Genomic DNA, 17,080 nt, shown 5'->3' with positions numbered 1-17,080 from the left:
GCCCTTCCTATCGATGACTGTGGTCATCGTTTTAGGATCGTCCGCCGGCCGCTGCCAGGGCAGGGCACGAAGCCCCGGCGGTGTGGGACCTTTGGCCCTGCTGCACCCGGCCTGCACCGGCGGATAGTAACCATCATGGAGCACCTGAGCAGCTTGGACGCCGGTTTTCTGAAGGCCGAGGACGCTGATTCTCGGGTGAGCCTGGCCATCGGAGGTCTCGCGCTCATCGAAGGCCCGGCCCCCGAGCAGGACGCATTGCTTTCGTCGTTCAGCGAACGCATCCGCGGTTGTCCGCGGTTCGGGCAACGGCTGCGGTTGCACACGCTGGATCTCGGCGCACCTGAGTGGGTGGTGGATCCTGACTTCGACATCGAGCGGCACATACGGCGCGTCGCGCTACCGCATCCCGGTGGCGACCGGGAGCTGTTTCGGTTGATCGCCGATGTGATGGCGCGGCGGCTGGACCGCGATCGGCCGCTGTGGGAGGTCTGGGTCATCGAGGGACTCGCCGACGAGCGCTGGGCGATGCTGACCAAGCTGCACCATTGCATGGCCGACGGCATTGCGGCCACGCACCTGCTGAGCGGGTTGTGTGATGACGGCGTGGGCGGCCACAGTTTCGCCCACAGCGCCGTCCGCGCTAGGGAAAAGCCTTCCGCCCCAAGGACAACACTGATCGGTGGATTGTTGAACACCTCGGCCGCGCTGACCGCGGGGATCGTCCGCGCCGTGCAGGGCGCGAGTGAGATCGCGGCAGGCTTGTTGAGGCCGGCTGCGTCGTCGCTCAACGGACCGCTGTCGGATCTGCGCCGGTACAGCGGGGCGCGGGTGGCCATGGCCGACATCGACCTGATTTGCCGGACGTTCGACGTGACTGTCAATGATGTTGCGCTGGCGGCGATTACCGAAAGCTACCGCAACCTCATGATCGAACGCGGCCTGAAGCCGGTGCGCGATTCGCTGCGCACGCTGGTACCGGTTTCGGTTCGGTCGGCCGACGCGTTCGACAAGACCGACAACCGGGTGTCGTTGATGCTGCCGAATCTGCCGGTGGACGAAGAGAATCCGGTGCAGCGGCTGCGGACCGTGCATGACCGGTTGGGCCGGGCCAAGGCCAGCGGCCAGCGGCAGGCGGGAAACCTGTTTGTGTCCTTGGCAAATCGTATTCCCTTTGCGCTAAGCGCGTGGACGGTCGGATTACTGATGCGGTTGCCGCAACGAGGCGTGGTGACAGTGGCGACGAACGTGCCGGGACCGTCCCGGCCGCTTCGGGTCATGGGCAGGAACGTCGTCGGGCTCTACCCCGTCCCGCCCCTGGCCATGGACCTGCGGACCGGCGTGGCGATGCTCAGTTACGCCGACCACCTGTTCTTCGGAATCCTTGCCGACTACGACGTGGTGGCCGACGTCGACCAACTGGCTCGCGGCATCGAAGCCGCGGTGGCGCGTCTGGTGGCAATCAGCAAGCGCCGCAGGAATCCTCCCAGCCGCGGGCCGCTGTCACTGGTCGTGTGAAAGGCGCGGACCCGAACCGCTATGACGCCGTCTCGTTGCGATCGGGCTCCGGGCCGAACTCGAACCGGCGGCCGGTGACGTCGGTCGGGGTCACCCGCACGTAATTGGGCTTGTTCGTTGCCGTCCACGGATATAGCCCGGCGCGGTCGGCTTTTTCGATGTCGGCCTCGGACTTCAACAGTTGGGCGCGACCGCGCACGATCACGCTCCAGCCCTCGACGACGTTGTGGTCGTCGGCCTCGAAGAGCACGGTGCGATTGGCGACCGCAGAGAACAGTTTGGTGCCTTCGGCAGTCCGGAACAGCACGGTGCGGTCCTGCGCCACGTAGTTGACGGGGAAGATTTCCGGCTCGCCGGCAAAGTTGGTCACCAGCCGACCGAGCGAGGCGGTGCCCAGCAGGTCCCAGCTTTCGCTCTCGGACAGGATGGTGAATGGCTCGTCGGTCATCGGCTCAGCCTTTCGGGTGACGAGTGGCGGATTTCCAGGACGGCAGCCAGCGGACGGCGCGGTGTCGGTGCCGGTCGGGGCTCCATCATGGGGGATACCCCGACGCGGATGAGCAGTTGCGGCTCGCCGCGCCCCCCGATCAGTTCACGCACGATGGCGCGACTCTGGGACGATTCGATCAGGTGGGTCAAGGTGCAGGTCGCCATTCCGGTCATGGTGCACTCCAATAGCACCGTCGAGAGTACTTCGCCGCACTGCAGCACATCGGCTCTCGTGTCCTGCGGTGTCGACAGAATCAGAATCGTCGACCAGTCGGCGGCGATCTCCGGACGCCGGTCCCGGTGGTCCCGGACCGGAAATTCCCGCGCGACATCGACCCGTCGGCGCTCGGTCTCGGATGGCAGGGCGGTTGCCGGCATTCCCTGCGCAAGCGTGAACTGTGAAGTCCACCAATCGAGTTCGGCGTGATATGTGGTGTCGTCGCGACGAAGTGCCGCGCTGAGCCGCGACGCCTGCACCAGGCGGTCGCGGTCCTGGTCGGCCAGGACGTCGAGCGCAACGGCGTCGTCGGCGAGAACGCTGCGCAGTACCGGTTCGAAATCGGCCCAGTTTCTGGGGGCGTCGAAGGGCAGCCGATCGGTGCGGCGGTGCAGAATTGCCGCCGCCCGGGTGTGCTGCGCCGGGGTGACGTGATCGAGCGGACTGAAATGCATCGTCGCCACATGCGCAGGGTCGTTCGGGTTCGGAAAGCGGGCGACGCCGGTGCGCCAACCCGCAGCGGTCATCGCGACGCGGAAATGGTCAAGTGCGCTGCCGCAGCTGAGGAGGGCTTGGCGGCCCGAAGGGTCGGCGGCCGGCACCGTCCGGTTGCGATCGGCGAAGAGGTGGACCGCCCCGTCCTCGACGACCCATCGCCAGGGTTGGCTATTGTGCACCGACGGCGCCCGGCAGGCCAGCTGGACTGCGTTTCTGACGACTTCGAGGTCCACCATGACGACGTTACGGCTGACACTTTCGGACCGGTAGGGACCTTGGTCATAATCACCAGCGGTACCAACAGTTTTCAGGCATTCCGACGCGGATCGCCGCGGCGGTCGCCGGCCGGAGCCGACGAACCTGAATGACTCCGCTTGCAATGTCGTGCCCACCTGGCATTCTGAACGGATGGCAGGCAAGGAGATCGATCCGATTCGGGCCAAGAGTGCGCTGGCCGTGATCAGGCAGAACCCGGGGATCGTCCTGTTCGCGGTGTCGCCGCTGATCGGCGTGGTGGCCGTCGTCTGGTACCTGCTCGGTGCCGGCTGGGGTATCGCGTTGGCGCTGGCGCTGCTGGTCGGCGGCGGTGCCTTCGTCATGCTCAAGCGCTGACGAGTCCGGCATGCGTTCGTGGTGGGGGTGGGGCACACTCGAGCAGGCCCTCACCGATCAGGAGACCAAGGACCTGGTGGCTCGGATGGCGGCCATGCTGCCCGGACAGGATCTGACGGACCACCGTCCGCCGGATCCGGCCGCACTCGGGCTGCCCGGGCCCCGGATCACCCCGCCCGCGACGTTGAGCGCGCTGTGTTCGGCGCATCTCATCGACCGGGTGGGCCACGCGCGCGGCAAGGCGTTTCGGGACGTGGCGCGCAACCTGCAGGGCACCATCGATCATGTCCCCGATCTGATCGTGCGGCCGCGACGCGAGCAGGACGTGATCGACGTACTGGATTGGTGTGGGCGGGAAGGGATTTCGGTCATACCCTACGGCGGAGGCAGCTCGGTGGTGGGAGGCGTCGAGCCGCGCTTCGAGGGGCCCGCCGTCACCCTCGATATCAGCGCGATGAGCGCCGTGGTCGAGGTCGACGCCGTCAGCCGCGCCGCCCGAATCCAGGCCGGCGCGCTCGGCCCGTGGATCGAAGACCAACTCCGCCGCCACGATCTGACGCTGCGGCACTTTCCGCAGTCGTTCGCCTTCTCCAGCCTCGGCGGCTGGCTGGCCACCCGCGCCGGCGGGCATTTCGCCACGCTGTACACCCACATCGACGACCTCACCGAATCGGTGCGGGTGGTCACCCCCACCGGGATCAGCGAATCGCGGCGGCTACCGGGGTCCGGGGCGGGCCCGTCCCCGGACCGGCTGTTCATCGGCTCCGAGGGCACCCTCGGCGTCATCACCGAAGCCTGGATGCGGTTGCAGAACCGGCGCCGCTGGCAGGTCACCGCGTCGGTCGCGTTCGACCACTGGGCCGGCGCGGTCGCTGCGACCCGGTCAGTCGCGCAAGCCGGGCTCTTCCCGGCGAACTGTCGGCTACTGGATCCCGCCGAAGCGTTCCTCAACGCGGGCACGTCGGTCAGCGGCGGGCTTCTGGTGCTGGCTTTCGAATCCGCGGATCACCCGATCGACCCGTGGCTCACCCGGGCGCTGGAGATCGCCGCCGAATACGGCGGCACGGTGATTTCGCGCCGGAGCCGCGACTCCGACGGCGACAAGTCCAGCGAGACGGCCGACGCCTCGGAGTCCTGGCGTTCGGCGTTCTTGCGGATGCCGTATCAACGCGACGCCATGGCACGCCGCGGCGTCATCGCTGAAACCTTCGAAACCGCCTGCACCTGGGATGGATTCGACGCTCTGCATGCCGCGGTCACCGACGCCGCCCGGGCCGCGATCAGCCGGGTCTGCGGCACCGGAGTGGTGACCTGCCGGTTCACCCACGTCTACCCTGACGGACCGGCGCCGTACTACGGCATCTATGCGGGCGGCCGGTGGGGATCGCTGGACGCGCAGTGGGACGAGATGAAAGCCGCTGTGTCCGAGGCGATCAGCGCCACCGGAGGCACCATCACCCACCACCACGCGGTCGGTCGCGATCACCGGCCGTGGTACGACCGGCAACGTCCCGGCCCGTTCGCCGCGGCGCTACGTGCGGTGAAGCACACGCTGGACCCGGCGGGCATCCTCAACCCCGGAGTGCTGGTGGGATAGCGATCAGCCGTGCCCGATGTGCAGCAGTTTGGCGAGGTTGGCCAGTTTCACCCGCGGACGCCCGTGCGGTTCGCCCGCCGACCGCTCGAACTGGTCGATGAGATCCCAGTGGGCTGAGGTGACCACTTTCGGTTGGCGTTCGAGCAACCAGTCGGCGAGCTTGTCGGCATGGTCCTCGGGCCGTTCGGCAGCCCTGGCTTCGGCCAGGTCGGCCAGCACCGTGTCGACGGTGTCCTGGGAGTCGGACTTGTTGGTCCCGATCACCCCGGTGGGGCCGCGCTTGATCCAGCCGACGACGTACTCGTTGCGGCTGCCGTCGATCCGGCCGTCGCTGTGCGGGATGGTGCCCCGCTTCTCGTCGAACGGCAAACCGGGCGTCGGCTTGCCGCGGTAGCCGACCGAGCGCACCACCAGTTGCACCGGCAGTTCCTCGCGCTCGCCGGTGTCCTTGGCCGACACCCAGCCGTTGTCGTCGGTGACCAATTCGTTGCGGCCCAGGACGATTCGCTCGACGCGTTCGTCGCCCTTGATCTCGATCGGAGATGTCAAGAAGCGGAACACAATTCGCCGGTGGCCCGGTCGCGGCTCCCGCTGCGCGTAGTCCCGCAGCACTTTGATGTTCTGCTTGGTCGTCTTGCCTGCGGCCTCGGCGGCCTCGTCGGTGATGTCGGCGAACTGGGCGGGGTCCACGATCACGTCGACCCCGTCGAGCTCACCCAACTCGCGCAACTCCAGCGTGGTGAACGCCGTCTGGAGCGGACCGCGGCGCCCGATGACGACCACCTCTTCCACACCGCGCGGTCGCAGCGATTCCAGCGCGTGGTCGGCGATGTCGGTCTGTCCCAGCACGTCGGGGTCGGTGACCAGGATGCGGGCGACGTCGATCGCAACGTTGCCGTTGCCGATCACGACGGCCCGGGCGCCGGACAGGTTCGGTGTCTTCTCCTCGAAATGCGGGTGGGCGTTGTACCAGCCGACGAAGTCGACGGCGGAGATGCTGCCGGGCAGATCCTCGCCGGGGATGTTCAACGGTTTGTCCGACTGCGCGCCAACGGCGTAGATCACCGCGTCGTACTGCTCGGCGAGCTCACTTGCGTGCACGTGCTCGCCGACCACCACGTTGCCGAAAAAACGGAAACGCGGATCACCGGCGATCTTCTCGAACTGTTTGCTGATCGATTTGATCTTGGGGTGGTCGGGGGCGACGCCGGACCGCACCAGGCCCCACGGGGTGGGCAGCATCTCGAGCATGTCGACCGCGACAGTGAGGTCGTCGGACGCGTCGGCGGCCTTGAGCAGGGATGCGGCGGCAAAGAAACCCGACGGACCGGAGCCGACGATCGCAACATGATGGGAACGCATGTCGTGCCTTCTGTTCGTGCTCGACTGCACGCGAGGGCCGGCGTCACAGTCGTGCGTTGCACTGATGGTCTCCTGATGCTAGACGGTGCTGCCGGTAACGTGGGCGCCTGTGGAACTTGACCGTCAAGCAGAAATCGCCGCTCTGGACTCCACCCTCACCACGGTGGAACGGGTGCTCGATGTGGACGGTCTGAAGAGCCGGATCGAAAAGCTCGAAAAGGAAGCGTCCGACCCCAATCTGTGGGATGACCAGGCGCGCGCGCAGAAAGTCACCAGTGAGCTGTCGCACACCCAGGGTGAGCTGCGCCGGATCGAAGAGTTGCGGCAACGCCTCGACGACCTGCCGGTGCTGTACGAACTGGCCACCGAAGAAGAGGGAGCCGAGGGCGATTCCGCGCTCGCCGAAGCCGACGCCGAGCTCAAGGCGTTGCGCGCCGACATCGAAGCCACCGAAGTGCGTACTTTGCTGTCCGGCGAGTACGACGAACGTGAGGCCTTGGTCACAATTCGCTCCGGAGCGGGCGGGGTCGACGCCGCCGACTGGGCCGAGATGCTGATGCGGATGTACATCCGGTGGGCTGAACAGCACAAATACGGCGTTGAGGTGTTCGACACGTCCTACGCCGAGGAGGCCGGGATCAAGAGCGCGACCTTCGCCGTGCACGCACCGTTCGCCTACGGCACTCTCTCGGTCGAACAGGGCACCCACCGTCTGGTGCGCATCAGTCCGTTCGACAACCAAAGTCGACGTCAGACGTCTTTCGCGGAGGTGGAGGTGCTCCCGGTGGTGGAGACCACCGACCACATCGAAATCCCCGAAGGCGACCTGCGGGTCGACGTCTACCGGTCCAGCGGGCCGGGCGGGCAATCGGTCAACACCACCGACTCGGCGGTTCGACTCACCCACATCCCAACCGGTATCGTCGTCACTTGCCAGAACGAGAAGTCGCAACTGCAGAACAAAGTTTCGGCGTTACGAGTGCTTCAGGCAAAGTTGTTGGAGCGCAAGCGTTCCGAAGAACGCGCGGAGCTGGACGCCCTGAAAGGTGACGGCGGCAGCTCCTGGGGAAACCAGATGCGGTCCTATGTACTGCACCCATATCAGATGGTCAAGGATCTGCGCACCGAGTTCGAAGTGGGCAATCCTGCGGCTGTCTTGGACGGAGACATCGACGGGTTCCTGGAAGCAGGGATCCGCTGGCGTAACAGAAAAGATGACGACTAATACAACGGCTATTTCTTTGAGGCTCGCCGATGCGGCGCAGCGCTGGCACGACTTCTGGCGCGGTCAGATCGGCGAATGGATCATCACCCGGGGCCTGCGGATCGCCATGCTGGTGATCGCGGCCATACTCGCCGCGCGGTTGGTGCAGTGGGTCGCCCAGCGGGTGACCAGCCAACTCGACGAGGGCTTCGCCGAAAGCGACGCCCTGGTCCGCTCGGAGGCAACCAAACACCGCCAGGCGGTCGCATCGGTGATCTCCTGGGTGTCGATCGTGCTGATCTCGATCGTGGTGATCGTGCAGATCGGCAGCGTGCTGCAGTTCTCGGTGGGCGGATTGATCGCGCCGGCGACAGTGGTGGGCGCCGCGCTGGGCTTCGGGGCCCAGCAGCTGGTCAAGGACCTGCTCTCGGGCTTCTTCATCATTGTCGAGAAGCAGTACGGGTTCGGTGACCTGGTGTCGCTGACGGTCTCGGGGATCGCCGCCGAGGCCCGCGGCACCGTGGAGAACGTGACCTTGCGGGTCACCCGGCTGCGCTCCTCGGACGGGGAGCTTTTCACCATTCCCAACGGTTCGATCGTCAAGACGATCAACCTGTCCAAGGACTGGGCGCGCGCGGTAGTCGACATCCCCGTCTCGACCAGCGCCGACCTCAACCGGGTCAACGAAGTCCTGCATCAGGAGTGCGAGCGGGCACTCGAGAACCCGCATCTGGGCGACCTGCTGCTGGACGCGCCGACGGTGATGGGTGTCGAGAGCATCGAACTCAGCACCGTCACACTGCGGCTGGTGGCCCGCACCCTGCCGGGCAAGCAGTTCGAGGCCGGCCGCCAGTTGCGGGTGCTGGTCATCCGGGCACTGGCCAAGGCGGGCATCGTGACGGCGGCCGATGCCACCGTGGGCGTCGTCGACGACGGCGGTGTCGCCGATCCCGAGGCCGGTGAGGGAACCGACCTGGACAAGTCCGCGGGTCAGGTGACGCGCCGATGAAACTCGAACTGAACCTGCTGAACAAGCGGAGGGAACCGGGGGAGCGTCGGGCGCCGAGTCACCTGTTCGGTGGTCGCGTCCGCACGTCGACCATCGTCTTGATGGTGGCGTTCCTGGCCATCTGGTGGGCCTACGAGACGTACCGCCCGCAGGAGCAGGCGCCGAGCCCCGCCCCGTCGTCGCAAATGGTACCGCCGGGTTACGTGCCGGACCCCGACTACACCTGGGTGCCGCGCACCAGGGTGGAGCAGCCGCAGCGCACGCTGACGCCGACACCCACCACCACCACGACGACGACGCCGCCGCCACCGCCGCCGACGACGACCACGACGACGACCACGCCGTTGATCCAGTTGCCGTGCATCCCGCCGTTCTGCACGCCGACGTCGACGCCCAGTCCGATTCCGTCAGCGCCACCGCAGCAACCGGGACCCGTCCCGCCGGCGCCGGCTCGCTGATTCTCGCGGCCCGGCGAGACACCCCGCTACACTGGCGTGCCGTGATGATCACCCTGGAACATGTCACCAAGCAGTACAAATCGTCGGCGCGTCCAGCCTTGGACGACGTCAACGTCCAGATCGACAAGGGTGAGTTCGTGTTCCTCATCGGTCCGTCCGGGTCGGGCAAGTCGACGTTCATGCGGCTGCTGCTGGCGGCGGAGACACCCTCGTCCGGGGACATCCGGGTCTCGAAGTTCCACGTCAACAAGCTCAGCGGCCGTAACGTTCCGAAGCTGCGTCAGGTGATGGGCTGCGTGTTCCAGGATTTCCGGTTGCTGCAACAGAAGACCGTGTACGACAACGTCGCCTTTGCGCTGGAGGTCATCGGCAGACGCACTGACACGATCAACAAAGTGGTGCCCGACGTGCTTGAGACGGTCGGACTGTCGGGCAAGGCCAACCGGCTGCCGCACGAGTTGTCCGGCGGCGAGCAGCAGCGGGTGGCGATTGCGCGGGCGTACGTCAACAAGCCGCTGGTGCTGCTGGCCGACGAGCCCACCGGGAACCTCGACCCCGACACCAGTAAGGACATCATGGATCTGTTGGAGCGGATCAACCGCAACGGGACGACGGTGTTGATGGCGACACACGACCACCACATCGTCGACGCGATGCGGCAGCGGGTGGTCGAGTTGTCACTGGGCAGGCTGGTTCGTGACGAACAGCGCGGCGTCTACGGGATGGATCGCTAAGTGCGCTTCGGATTCCTATTCAACGAGGTCCTGACCGGCCTGCGTCGCAACGTCACCATGACGATCGCGATGATCCTGACCACCGCCATCTCGATCGGGCTGTTCGGCGGCGGACTGCTGGTGGTGCGGCTGGCCGACAATTCGCGGGCCATCTATCTCGATCGCGTCGAGACGCAGGTTTTTTTGACCAATGACATCTCGGCCAACGACACGAGCTGTACCGGCGATCTGTGCAAGGCGCTGCGAAACAAGATCGAGACCCGGCAGGACGTCAAGTCGGTGCGCTTCGTCAACCAGCAGACCGCCTACGACGACGCGATGCGCAGGTTCCCGGAGTTCAAGGATGTCGCCGACAAGGACTCCTTCCCGGCCTCGTTCATCGTCAAGCTGTACAGCCCCGAGCAGCACAGAGACTTCGTCGCCGCCATAGAGGGGCAGCCCGGCGTGCGGGACACCCTCAACCAGAAACAGCTGATCGACCGGCTGTTCGCCGTGCTGGACGGTCTGAGCAAGGCGGCGTTCGCCGTCGCACTGGTCCAGGCGGTCGGGGCGATCCTGCTGATCGCCAACATGGTTCAGGTCGCCGCCTTCACCAGGCGCACCGAGATCGGCATCATGCGACTCGTCGGAGCCAGCCGCTGGTACACCCAACTGCCGTTCCTGGTGGAGGCCATGCTGGCCGCGACGATCGGCGTGGTGATCGCCATCCTCGGCCTGATCGGCGTGCGGACCTTCTTCCTGGAAGGGGCGTTGAGCCAGTTCTATGAAGCCCATCTGATCGCCAAGGTCGACTACGCCGACATCCTCTACATCGCGCCGTGGTTGTTCCTGGTCGGCGTGGCGATGGCCGGCTTGACCGCCTATGCCACGCTGCGGCTCTACGTCCGGCGGTAGCCGTGGCCAACAAGCCCCAGTCCAAGCGACGCGCAGACGGCAAACAAATCATCGCCAGCAATCGCAAGGCCCGGCACAACTATTCAATCCTCGAAGTGTTCGAGGCCGGGGTGGCGCTGCAGGGCACCGAAGTCAAGAGTCTGCGCGAGGGGCATGCCTCATTGGTCGATGCATTCGCCACCGTTGACGACGGCGAGATCTGGTTGCGCAACGTACACATTCCCGAATACCGGAACGGCAGCTGGACCAATCACGCACCGCGGCGCAACCGCAAGCTGCTGTTGCACCGTCGGGAAATCGACGGGCTGATCGGCAAGATCAGGGAAGGCAACTACGCCCTGGTGCCGCTGTCGATGTATTTCTACGAAGGCAAAGTCAAGGTCGAACTGGCGCTGGGCCGCGGCAAGCAGGCGCACGACAAGCGTCAGGATCTGGCCCGTCGTGACGCGCAGCGGGAAGTGGTCCGGGAGTTGGGCCGTCGGGCCAAAGGCATGGCCTGAGCGGTTCCGGCACGTCTAGGATCCGAGGAATGGCCGACCGCCCCGTGACCGTGCTCGACAAAACCACAGTGCTGGCGGGCCTTTTCGCCGTGTGGGACGACATCGACGCGCTTGCCGACGGTCTCTCCGAGGCGCAGTGGGAGACCCCGAGCGCGCTGACCGGCTGGGACGTCAAAGCGGTGGTGTCGCACATCATCGGCACCGAGTGCTTCCTGCAGGGCATCAGCCCGCCGGAGCCCGATATCGACGTCAAGTCACTCGATCATGTGCGCAACGACATCGGCGTGATGAACGAGTGTTGGGTGCGCAGTCTCAGCAAGGAATCCGGCGCCGAGGTGCTCCGCCGATTCCGGGAGGTGACCAACACCCGGCGCAACGTGCTCGCCGACCTGTCCGACGCCGACTGGCAGGCGGTGCTGCCCACGCCGGCGGGCATGGACAGTTACGGACGGTTCATGCGGATCCGGGTCTTCGACTGCTGGATGCACGAGCAGGACATCCGGATCGGGTTGGACCGGCCGTCGTCCGACGCGCAACTGGACGGCCCCGCGGCACGGTTGTCACTCGACGAGATGGCGGCGAGTATGGGGTTCGTGGTCGGCAAACTGGCCAAGGCGCCGGAGGGGTCGCGGGTGCTGTTCGAGCTGACCGGCCCGCTGGCGCGTTCGGTTCGGGTCAGCGTCGACGGCCGCGCGCAGGTGGTCGACGACTTCGGTGGTGCGGAGCCGACGGTGACGCTGCGGCTGGATGCGCTGCAATTCACCCGGCTCGGCGGTGGGCGTCCGTTGTGTCCATCGCGCGATCAGGAGATCGAGTTCAGTGGCGACCGTGAGGTCGCGCAGCGCATCGTTGAGCGAATGAATTTCGTTATCTGACACCGCGATTCGCCTCGCGAATGGCCTGCGCCGGGCCGGCAATGCGACATAGGTCACATCTGTCGAATAGATGTGGTCAACCCAGCCGCGCCGGGTAGCCGACTGCAAGGAAGCTTTGGCTATTCAATCGCTGGGAGGCGAATCTCAAATGACTGCACCAGATTTGACCAGACTGCTCGCGCAGCTGCGTACACTGCTCGACCTGACCAACACCGAAATCCAGATCGCGGAAACTCGCGTGGCACAAGCACGTACGGACGCGGTGCGCCGCGAACTCGCACAGAACGCCGAGAACGGGCGCAAGCGGGCCGAAGCCCTCGAGTCCGCGGTACGGGATCTCGGCGGCTACCCAGACGTCATCGCGCCCCTGCTGGGCCGCGCCACCGCGCTGGTGAAGGCGCTGACCGAACAGGCTGAGCCGTTCGACGAAGCGCTGCTCGGTGACCTGGCCCTGGAGGACCAGCTACTGGACCGCGCCCGCTACACCAAGGCACTGGCGATCGCCGCGAAGCGCAAGGACATCGAGGAACTGGCGGAACGGCTGATTACCGCTCACTCGGCGACGGTGGACTGGTTGACGACGGTGCTGGCCGAAGACGCGCTCGGTGGGCCTGCGGCCCTCCGGCGCACCCCGACGCAGATGGCAGCGGGGGCGGCGGTCCGGTGGGTCAACCTGCCGGTCTCCTGGTCGGCTCGCGGTCTGGAGCGGGCCGTCGACGCGCTGCGCAACCGGGGTCTGACGCTGAACGACCTGGTCAAGCGGACCGGGAACGCGGGCGAGATCGCCGCAAAAGCGCTGTCCGCCTCGCAAAGCGCGGCACTGAAGGCCGCCGAGCGGGTGACCCGCTCGGAGGGGGCCGACGAAGCCGCGGACGCCGTGCATTCGGGACGCGCCGCGGCGGGGGTTCTGGACGCGAGTGAGTTGCCCGTCGAGAACTACGACGAGCTCAACGTGGGCGATGCCGTAACGGCGATCAAGGATCTGACCGAGGCCGGTGACGTGCGCGTGGTGCTGGCTTACGAGGAGGCGCACAAGAACCGGCAGGGCGTGGTCTCGGCCGCGCAGACGCGCGTTGCCGCAATCGCGAAAGAGGCCGTCGGCATCAGCTGACCTGCTTTCTACACTCCGAGTACCCCCGAGACCAGCAATGATCGGGGGTACTCGGCTTGTCGGGGGCCGCATCGTCCAGGTTGCTTCGTGATCCGATCGGAAACAAAATCGCGTTGCCGCTAGTTCTAACCGGCGTACCATGGGAAGTCCTGCCGGAGACCCGGCAGGGATGTTCGAAGTTAACAAGACAAGGGGCTGAACGGTTTCGACTTCGCGCATCGAATCAAGGGAAGCGTGCCGGTGCAGGCAAGAGACCACCGTAAGCGTCGTTGCAACCAATTAAGCGCCGAGTCACATCAGCGCGACTACGCTCTCGCTGCCTAAGCGACAGCTAGTCTGTCGGACCGGGAACGCCCTCGACCCGGACCCCGGCATCAGCTAGAGGGATCCACCGATGAGTTCGGTCGCGGGACTCATCGGGACACCAACAGCGACTGGGATCGTCATCCTGGCTAGTTCGCGTGACCAGGAGATCCGAGCAGAGGCATAGCGGACTGCGCACGGAGAAGCCTTGAGGGAATGCCGTAGGACCCGGGTTCGATTCCCGGCAGCTCCACTGGGAAAGTGCAGGTCGTAGCTAAAGATGATTGGCTGATCGCCTCGACGTCAAGCTCTGGGTCAAGATCGCGAGTGTATGCTGCCGGTTCATGGCCTCGATCCGCATCCGTCAGCGCAAGGATGGCAGTAGCTACACCAGCGTTCTCTACGTGCATTGCGGCAAGCAGACCAGCAGCAGTTTCAACGATTACGCTGAGGCGCTCAGATTCCAAGATGTGTGCAATCGGCTGGGCCCGGCAGAGGCATTGCGAATCTGGGAAGCCGTTACGCCTAGCGACGGTCACACGGTCAAAAGCTTCATCGACAGCCACTTAGGGGCGCTGTCGGGGGTAGAGAAGAAAACTCTAGCCGAATACCGTCGATACCTTAACCGCGACATTGAGCCAGTACTCGGCCATATTCCGCTGCAGACCTTGGCGCGCACCGACCTCAGTCGTTGGGTGAACAAGCTGCATGCCGATGGAATTAGCGGCAAGACGATACAGAACAAACTCGGATTCTTAAGTGGTTGCCTCAACGCTGCTGTACGGGAGGGGCTGATGCCCGCCAACCCTGCCACCGGCATCAGGCTCCCGCGTACCGTCCCACGCGAGATGGTGTTCTTGAGCAGTGACGAGTTCCAACTGCTGAAGGCATCTTTCACCGAGCGCTGGCACCCGTTCCTTGACTTCCTGGTCGCCAGTGGCTGCCGGTTCTCGGAAGCAACCGCGTTGGCGCCTGCCGATGTTGACCGCGTCAATGGCACTGTGCGGATCACCCGAGCCTGGAAGCGCACACCGGGTAACGGTGAGGCCAAGTACGAGCTGGGACAGCCGAAGACTCGACGGTCGATCAGGACGATCAACGTCCCGGCCTCCGTGCTGGACAAGCTGGACTATAGCGCCCTATGGCTCTTCACTAACTCAGAAGGCGGACCTATTCGCCTGTACAGCTGGCGATCCAATGTATGGGTGCCGTCCTTGGCGAAGGCTACAAGCGAGGACGAGAGAAAAGCCAACAAGGTGCTGCTATCGAAACGCCCGCGCATCCACGACCTTCGGCACTCGTGCGCGAGCTGGCTGCTAGGTGCTGGCGTCCCGTTGATCATTGTCAGCGCCCACCTCGGTCACGAAAACACGGCCACCACGGCCCGCATTTATGGCCACCTCGACCGCACAGCCGGGCAGGCGGCAGCTGCTGCTATGGCCACGATCATGATTTAGGCACTGCCCGACTGGTCCGAAAGGCCGGATCGCACGGCCAAGCGCGGTCAGCCCTATTCGGGCTATGTACAGGGGCGGGGAAGCTTAAGTGACGATCGAAACTGAATCGAGAGGATTGGCCCGAAACGGGGGGTAGGATAGAGCCGTGCTTCGGGCGCTGGATCGGCAGCGGGGCGTTCGAGGGTCACTCCGATAGAGAGCGACGGCTGCACGGCAACGACAGCAGGCACCGGCCATCAAAGCCAATGGTCGGTTTCGTTCTGTAGGAGTGCTGCCCCGTGTCCACTACACCATCGCTTTTTTTAACCCTCGATCAGGCAGCTGCCTATCTCGGCTGCACGCCGAAGTGGCTTGCTGATCAGCTTCGTGCTCGCCGGTTTCCTGCCCACAAGGTTGCCAGGAAATGGATGCTGTCCGACGACGATCTTAAGGAGATCGTCCTCCGCTGCGCGATGGCATCCAGGCTTGCACCGCCCGCTGATGTCGCTGGTTCCGCAGTCCCGCAAGTCAGTTCGATGACGAAGACGACTGCTCGACGGATGCGGCGGGCTGAACACTAATGTCCGAAAACGTGCGCCCTGAACAAGATCCGCCGATCTGGTGCAATGCGAGTAGTTCCCGAGCGCGGCGTCAGGCCGAATTGTGAATGACGAACTGAGGGCGACCATGTTGCCGTCCACGCCCGCCGGTTCATCCCCCCACCCGGAACACGGTACGGCACGCGATACGGGCCCTGGTTTGGAGACGGGTTTCGGTCCACTGCGGCGTCACATAGAGCAGCGGCGCGCCGGTGGACAATCGACGACAAAGAAGTCGGTTGAGTGCCAGCACGATCCAGGCCGACCCATCAGCACTACCCTGTTGTCTCACCGCATCCCGAAATACGTCGACGATGCCATCGCTTCACCCACTGACTGGGAAGGCGCCGGGCAGGACCAGCGCCTGCTGTTCAGGCGTTTACAGCGCGACGTGGCATACCCATTGGTGCTACGCGGGTTCTCCGCCGAGGAGTTCCTGAACTTCATGCCCGCCTACACACCTCCGCCAAGTAAGGAGGGTCAACGACGCAATGTCCTTTGGGAGGAGTTGACTCATCGGGGGCGGCGTATCCGGCACCCTCAGCAGTACGAACCGATGGTGGTGAAGGCTTTCAAGTACGCGCATGAGGCGCTCGGGCAGGGTTTTATTCCCGACGAGGATCAGCCCGAATATATTGCGGCCCTGACCGACATGTGGAGGGGACTGTTGGCGGCGGGACAAATCGCTCTGTCTCCCTTGGAGGCTGGCGTATTGGACTATGTTATGCACCAGATGCACGCCCGCAGTTTCCTTAACGTCACCTGCCCGCTCCGAGATGTAGCAGCAACGTTAGGGGTGAATTATCTGCGCGTGCGGAGGGCGCTCCAACGCCTATCTGATGATGGGGTTCTTGTCTGCCGCAGCAGGGGCAACGCGCAAAGACGCAAAGCGGGAATTTATTGCTTGGCACCGCGTCTCCCCGCTGAGCGCACGGTCGCAATACAGGAAAAATCTTCTTCCTACGGGACTGCCCTGACCTTATTGCATCAGAAACCGCAGGTCAACACCGATTTTGGTGGAGAAGGCCACATGAAACATACCAATTCCCTTCGGGTTTCGTGTTCTCCTACTTCCCCTTCGTGCTCGAAGCCTGCTGCTTCCTCCGGGAGTATGGGTATGTTTCAACGGTTTTCGGGTGAGGGGGTTCATTCCGTCAACACCGATGGCCTCGACTTTCCGAAAGAGCTGCTGATAGAAGGACCCGCTGCGATCGAGAGTTACTACGCGCGACTGTGGGGGGCGTGGGCGGTGTTGTGGCCAGGACGCTGGCCCAAGGCTCCTCACCTGCCGCAGACAGAGTTGGTAGTTATGGAGTCTGAGGACGCTGCCCGAAATTGGGTGGGGGCCGCGCTGATTCACCTGGGGCGAGGCAAGCGTTTATCGAACGTCTTGTTGGATGCCCACGCGGGGCTTCAGCTTTGGTTGGGCAGCCAGATTGAGCTTCACGAATGGAGACAACGGTTGAATAGAGTGCAGAGTCCATAGACTTCAGAAGTCCCGAAGACGTACCTTCCGCGATGCACTTGAGGGTCGGAGTTGAAAAAGGTCGCATACGAAAGGATCGAACCACGCTGCCGCGTTTGCCGGGAGCCAGCGGTGCGCCGCCTGGTAAACAATCTGCTGCGTTGGCGCGGAACGCCAATTATCAACGCTGACGGTCTCGTTC

17 protein-coding genes and 1 other RNA gene are annotated in these 17,080 nt (G+C 64.7%); 15 read left to right on the top strand and 3 right to left on the bottom strand.

The annotated features are described in order from the left end of the window. Nucleotides 1-135 precede the first annotated feature (135 nt). Nucleotides 136-1,515 carry a WS/DGAT/MGAT family O-acyltransferase gene (locus AC5Y3Z_RS02390; protein ID WP_473139130.1) on the top strand — a complete coding sequence of 460 codons (1,380 nt, stop codon included), beginning with the start codon at nt 136-138 and terminating at the stop codon, nt 1,513-1,515. A gap of 19 nt (nt 1,516-1,534) precedes the next feature. Here the strand turns inward: AC5Y3Z_RS02390 and AC5Y3Z_RS02385 are convergent, their stop codons facing one another. Together AC5Y3Z_RS02385 and AC5Y3Z_RS02380 are read right to left on the bottom strand one after the other, a co-directional pair. Next, nucleotides 1,535-1,963 carry a pyridoxamine 5'-phosphate oxidase family protein gene (locus AC5Y3Z_RS02385; RefSeq protein ID WP_473139129.1) on the bottom strand — a complete coding sequence of 143 codons (429 nt, stop codon included), beginning with the start codon at nt 1,961-1,963 and terminating at the stop codon, nt 1,535-1,537. Further along, entirely contained in the window at nt 1,960-2,955 is a 996-nt protein-coding gene (locus AC5Y3Z_RS02380; protein WP_463827642.1) for an Acg family FMN-binding oxidoreductase, read from the bottom strand. Before AC5Y3Z_RS02380 ends, AC5Y3Z_RS02385 begins: the two co-directional genes overlap by 4 nt. 172 nt (nt 2,956-3,127) lie before the next feature. Between AC5Y3Z_RS02380 and AC5Y3Z_RS02375 the strand changes: the two genes are divergently transcribed. Together AC5Y3Z_RS02375 and AC5Y3Z_RS02370 are read left to right on the top strand one after the other, a co-directional pair. Next, complete coding sequence (locus AC5Y3Z_RS02375) at nt 3,128-3,331, top strand: hypothetical protein (RefSeq protein WP_463827643.1); 204 nt, start codon at nt 3,128-3,130, stop codon at nt 3,329-3,331. Nucleotides 3,332-3,341: 10 nt separating this feature from the next. Further along, nucleotides 3,342-4,928: an FAD-binding oxidoreductase gene (locus AC5Y3Z_RS02370; protein WP_463827644.1), complete on the top strand. Its 1,587-nt coding sequence runs from the start codon at nt 3,342-3,344 to the stop codon at nt 4,926-4,928. A 3-nt stretch (nt 4,929-4,931) separates the two neighbouring features. On the opposite strand, the gene AC5Y3Z_RS02365 is transcribed toward AC5Y3Z_RS02370, so the two are convergent. After that, nucleotides 4,932-6,290 carry an FAD-dependent oxidoreductase gene (locus AC5Y3Z_RS02365; protein WP_473139128.1) on the bottom strand — a complete coding sequence of 453 codons (1,359 nt, stop codon included), beginning with the start codon at nt 6,288-6,290 and terminating at the stop codon, nt 4,932-4,934. Between the two features lie 109 nt (nt 6,291-6,399). Here AC5Y3Z_RS02365 and prfB point away from each other — a divergent pair, with 109 nt between their 5' ends. The 12 genes from prfB to AC5Y3Z_RS02305 all read left to right on the top strand — a co-directional run bounded on the left by prfB (nt 6,400) and on the right by AC5Y3Z_RS02305 (nt 16,899). Next, nucleotides 6,400-7,515 (top strand): peptide chain release factor 2, encoded by a 1,116-nt coding sequence (gene prfB, locus AC5Y3Z_RS02360; protein ID WP_463827646.1) that lies wholly within the window; start codon nt 6,400-6,402, stop codon nt 7,513-7,515. Then, nucleotides 7,505-8,503, top strand: a complete 999-nt coding sequence (locus tag AC5Y3Z_RS02355; protein WP_473139127.1) for a mechanosensitive ion channel family protein — start codon at nt 7,505-7,507, stop codon at nt 8,501-8,503. Before prfB ends, AC5Y3Z_RS02355 begins: the two co-directional genes overlap by 11 nt. Then, complete coding sequence (locus AC5Y3Z_RS02350) at nt 8,500-8,961, top strand: Rv3103c family proline-rich protein (RefSeq protein ID WP_463827648.1); 462 nt, start codon at nt 8,500-8,502, stop codon at nt 8,959-8,961. Before AC5Y3Z_RS02355 ends, AC5Y3Z_RS02350 begins: the two co-directional genes overlap by 4 nt. Nucleotides 8,962-9,005: 44 nt before the next feature. Continuing rightward, nucleotides 9,006-9,695 carry a cell division ATP-binding protein FtsE gene (ftsE, locus tag AC5Y3Z_RS02345; RefSeq protein ID WP_463827788.1) on the top strand — a complete coding sequence of 230 codons (690 nt, stop codon included), beginning with the start codon at nt 9,006-9,008 and terminating at the stop codon, nt 9,693-9,695. After that, entirely contained in the window at nt 9,696-10,589 is an 894-nt protein-coding gene (gene ftsX, locus AC5Y3Z_RS02340) for a permease-like cell division protein FtsX (protein ID WP_463827649.1), read from the top strand. Nucleotides 10,590-10,591: 2 nt separating this feature from the next. Next, a complete protein-coding gene (gene smpB, locus AC5Y3Z_RS02335) occupies nt 10,592-11,089 on the top strand; it encodes an SsrA-binding protein SmpB (protein WP_463827650.1) in 498 nt (165 codons plus the stop codon). Nucleotides 11,090-11,118: 29 nt separating this feature from the next. After that, nucleotides 11,119-11,964 (top strand): maleylpyruvate isomerase family mycothiol-dependent enzyme, encoded by an 846-nt coding sequence (locus AC5Y3Z_RS02330; RefSeq protein ID WP_473139126.1) that lies wholly within the window; start codon nt 11,119-11,121, stop codon nt 11,962-11,964. Nucleotides 11,965-12,112: 148 nt separating this feature from the next. Beyond that, nucleotides 12,113-13,075 carry a ferritin-like domain-containing protein gene (locus AC5Y3Z_RS02325; protein WP_463827652.1) on the top strand — a complete coding sequence of 321 codons (963 nt, stop codon included), beginning with the start codon at nt 12,113-12,115 and terminating at the stop codon, nt 13,073-13,075. A 191-nt stretch (nt 13,076-13,266) separates the two neighbouring features. Continuing rightward, nucleotides 13,267-13,634: a transfer-messenger RNA gene (gene ssrA / locus AC5Y3Z_RS02320) on the top strand. 88 nt (nt 13,635-13,722) lie between these two features. Next, a complete protein-coding gene (locus AC5Y3Z_RS02315) occupies nt 13,723-14,835 on the top strand; it encodes a tyrosine-type recombinase/integrase (protein ID WP_473139125.1) in 1,113 nt (370 codons plus the stop codon). Between the two features lie 278 nt (nt 14,836-15,113). Further along, on the top strand, nt 15,114-15,395 hold the full coding sequence (locus tag AC5Y3Z_RS02310) for a helix-turn-helix domain-containing protein (RefSeq protein ID WP_473139124.1): 282 nt from the start codon (nt 15,114-15,116) through the stop codon (nt 15,393-15,395). 178 nt (nt 15,396-15,573) lie between these two features. Further along, a complete protein-coding gene (locus AC5Y3Z_RS02305) occupies nt 15,574-16,899 on the top strand; it encodes a hypothetical protein (RefSeq protein ID WP_473139123.1) in 1,326 nt (441 codons plus the stop codon). Nucleotides 16,900-17,080 lie beyond the last annotated feature (181 nt).

The organism is Mycobacterium sp. NGS61, assembly GCF_059812325.1.
This window is presented reverse-complemented; position numbering and strand designations above follow the sequence as displayed.

What these genes read in the sequence shown, in the direction of transcription:
- AC5Y3Z_RS02355 (WP_473139127.1), top strand. Translation starts at nt 7,505, where the DNA reads ATGACGACTAATACAACGGCTATTTCTTTGAGGCTCGCCGATGCGGCG.
- ftsE (WP_463827788.1), top strand. Translation starts at nt 9,006, where the DNA reads ATGATCACCCTGGAACATGTCACCAAGCAGTACAAATCGTCGGCGCGT.
- AC5Y3Z_RS02370 (WP_463827644.1), top strand. Translation starts at nt 3,342, where the DNA reads ATGCGTTCGTGGTGGGGGTGGGGCACACTCGAGCAGGCCCTCACCGAT.
- AC5Y3Z_RS02385 (WP_473139129.1), bottom strand. Translation starts at nt 1,963, where the DNA reads ATGACCGACGAGCCATTCACCATCCTGTCCGAGAGCGAAAGCTGGGAC.
- AC5Y3Z_RS02375 (WP_463827643.1), top strand. Translation starts at nt 3,128, where the DNA reads ATGGCAGGCAAGGAGATCGATCCGATTCGGGCCAAGAGTGCGCTGGCC.
- AC5Y3Z_RS02365 (WP_473139128.1), bottom strand. Translation starts at nt 6,290, where the DNA reads ATGCGTTCCCATCATGTTGCGATCGTCGGCTCCGGTCCGTCGGGTTTC.
- AC5Y3Z_RS02315 (WP_473139125.1), top strand. Translation starts at nt 13,723, where the DNA reads ATGGCCTCGATCCGCATCCGTCAGCGCAAGGATGGCAGTAGCTACACC.
- AC5Y3Z_RS02325 (WP_463827652.1), top strand. Translation starts at nt 12,113, where the DNA reads ATGACTGCACCAGATTTGACCAGACTGCTCGCGCAGCTGCGTACACTG.
- AC5Y3Z_RS02390 (WP_473139130.1), top strand. Translation starts at nt 136, where the DNA reads ATGGAGCACCTGAGCAGCTTGGACGCCGGTTTTCTGAAGGCCGAGGAC.
- AC5Y3Z_RS02330 (WP_473139126.1), top strand. Translation starts at nt 11,119, where the DNA reads ATGGCCGACCGCCCCGTGACCGTGCTCGACAAAACCACAGTGCTGGCG.
- AC5Y3Z_RS02350 (WP_463827648.1), top strand. Translation starts at nt 8,500, where the DNA reads ATGAAACTCGAACTGAACCTGCTGAACAAGCGGAGGGAACCGGGGGAG.
- AC5Y3Z_RS02380 (WP_463827642.1), bottom strand. Translation starts at nt 2,955, where the DNA reads ATGGTGGACCTCGAAGTCGTCAGAAACGCAGTCCAGCTGGCCTGCCGG.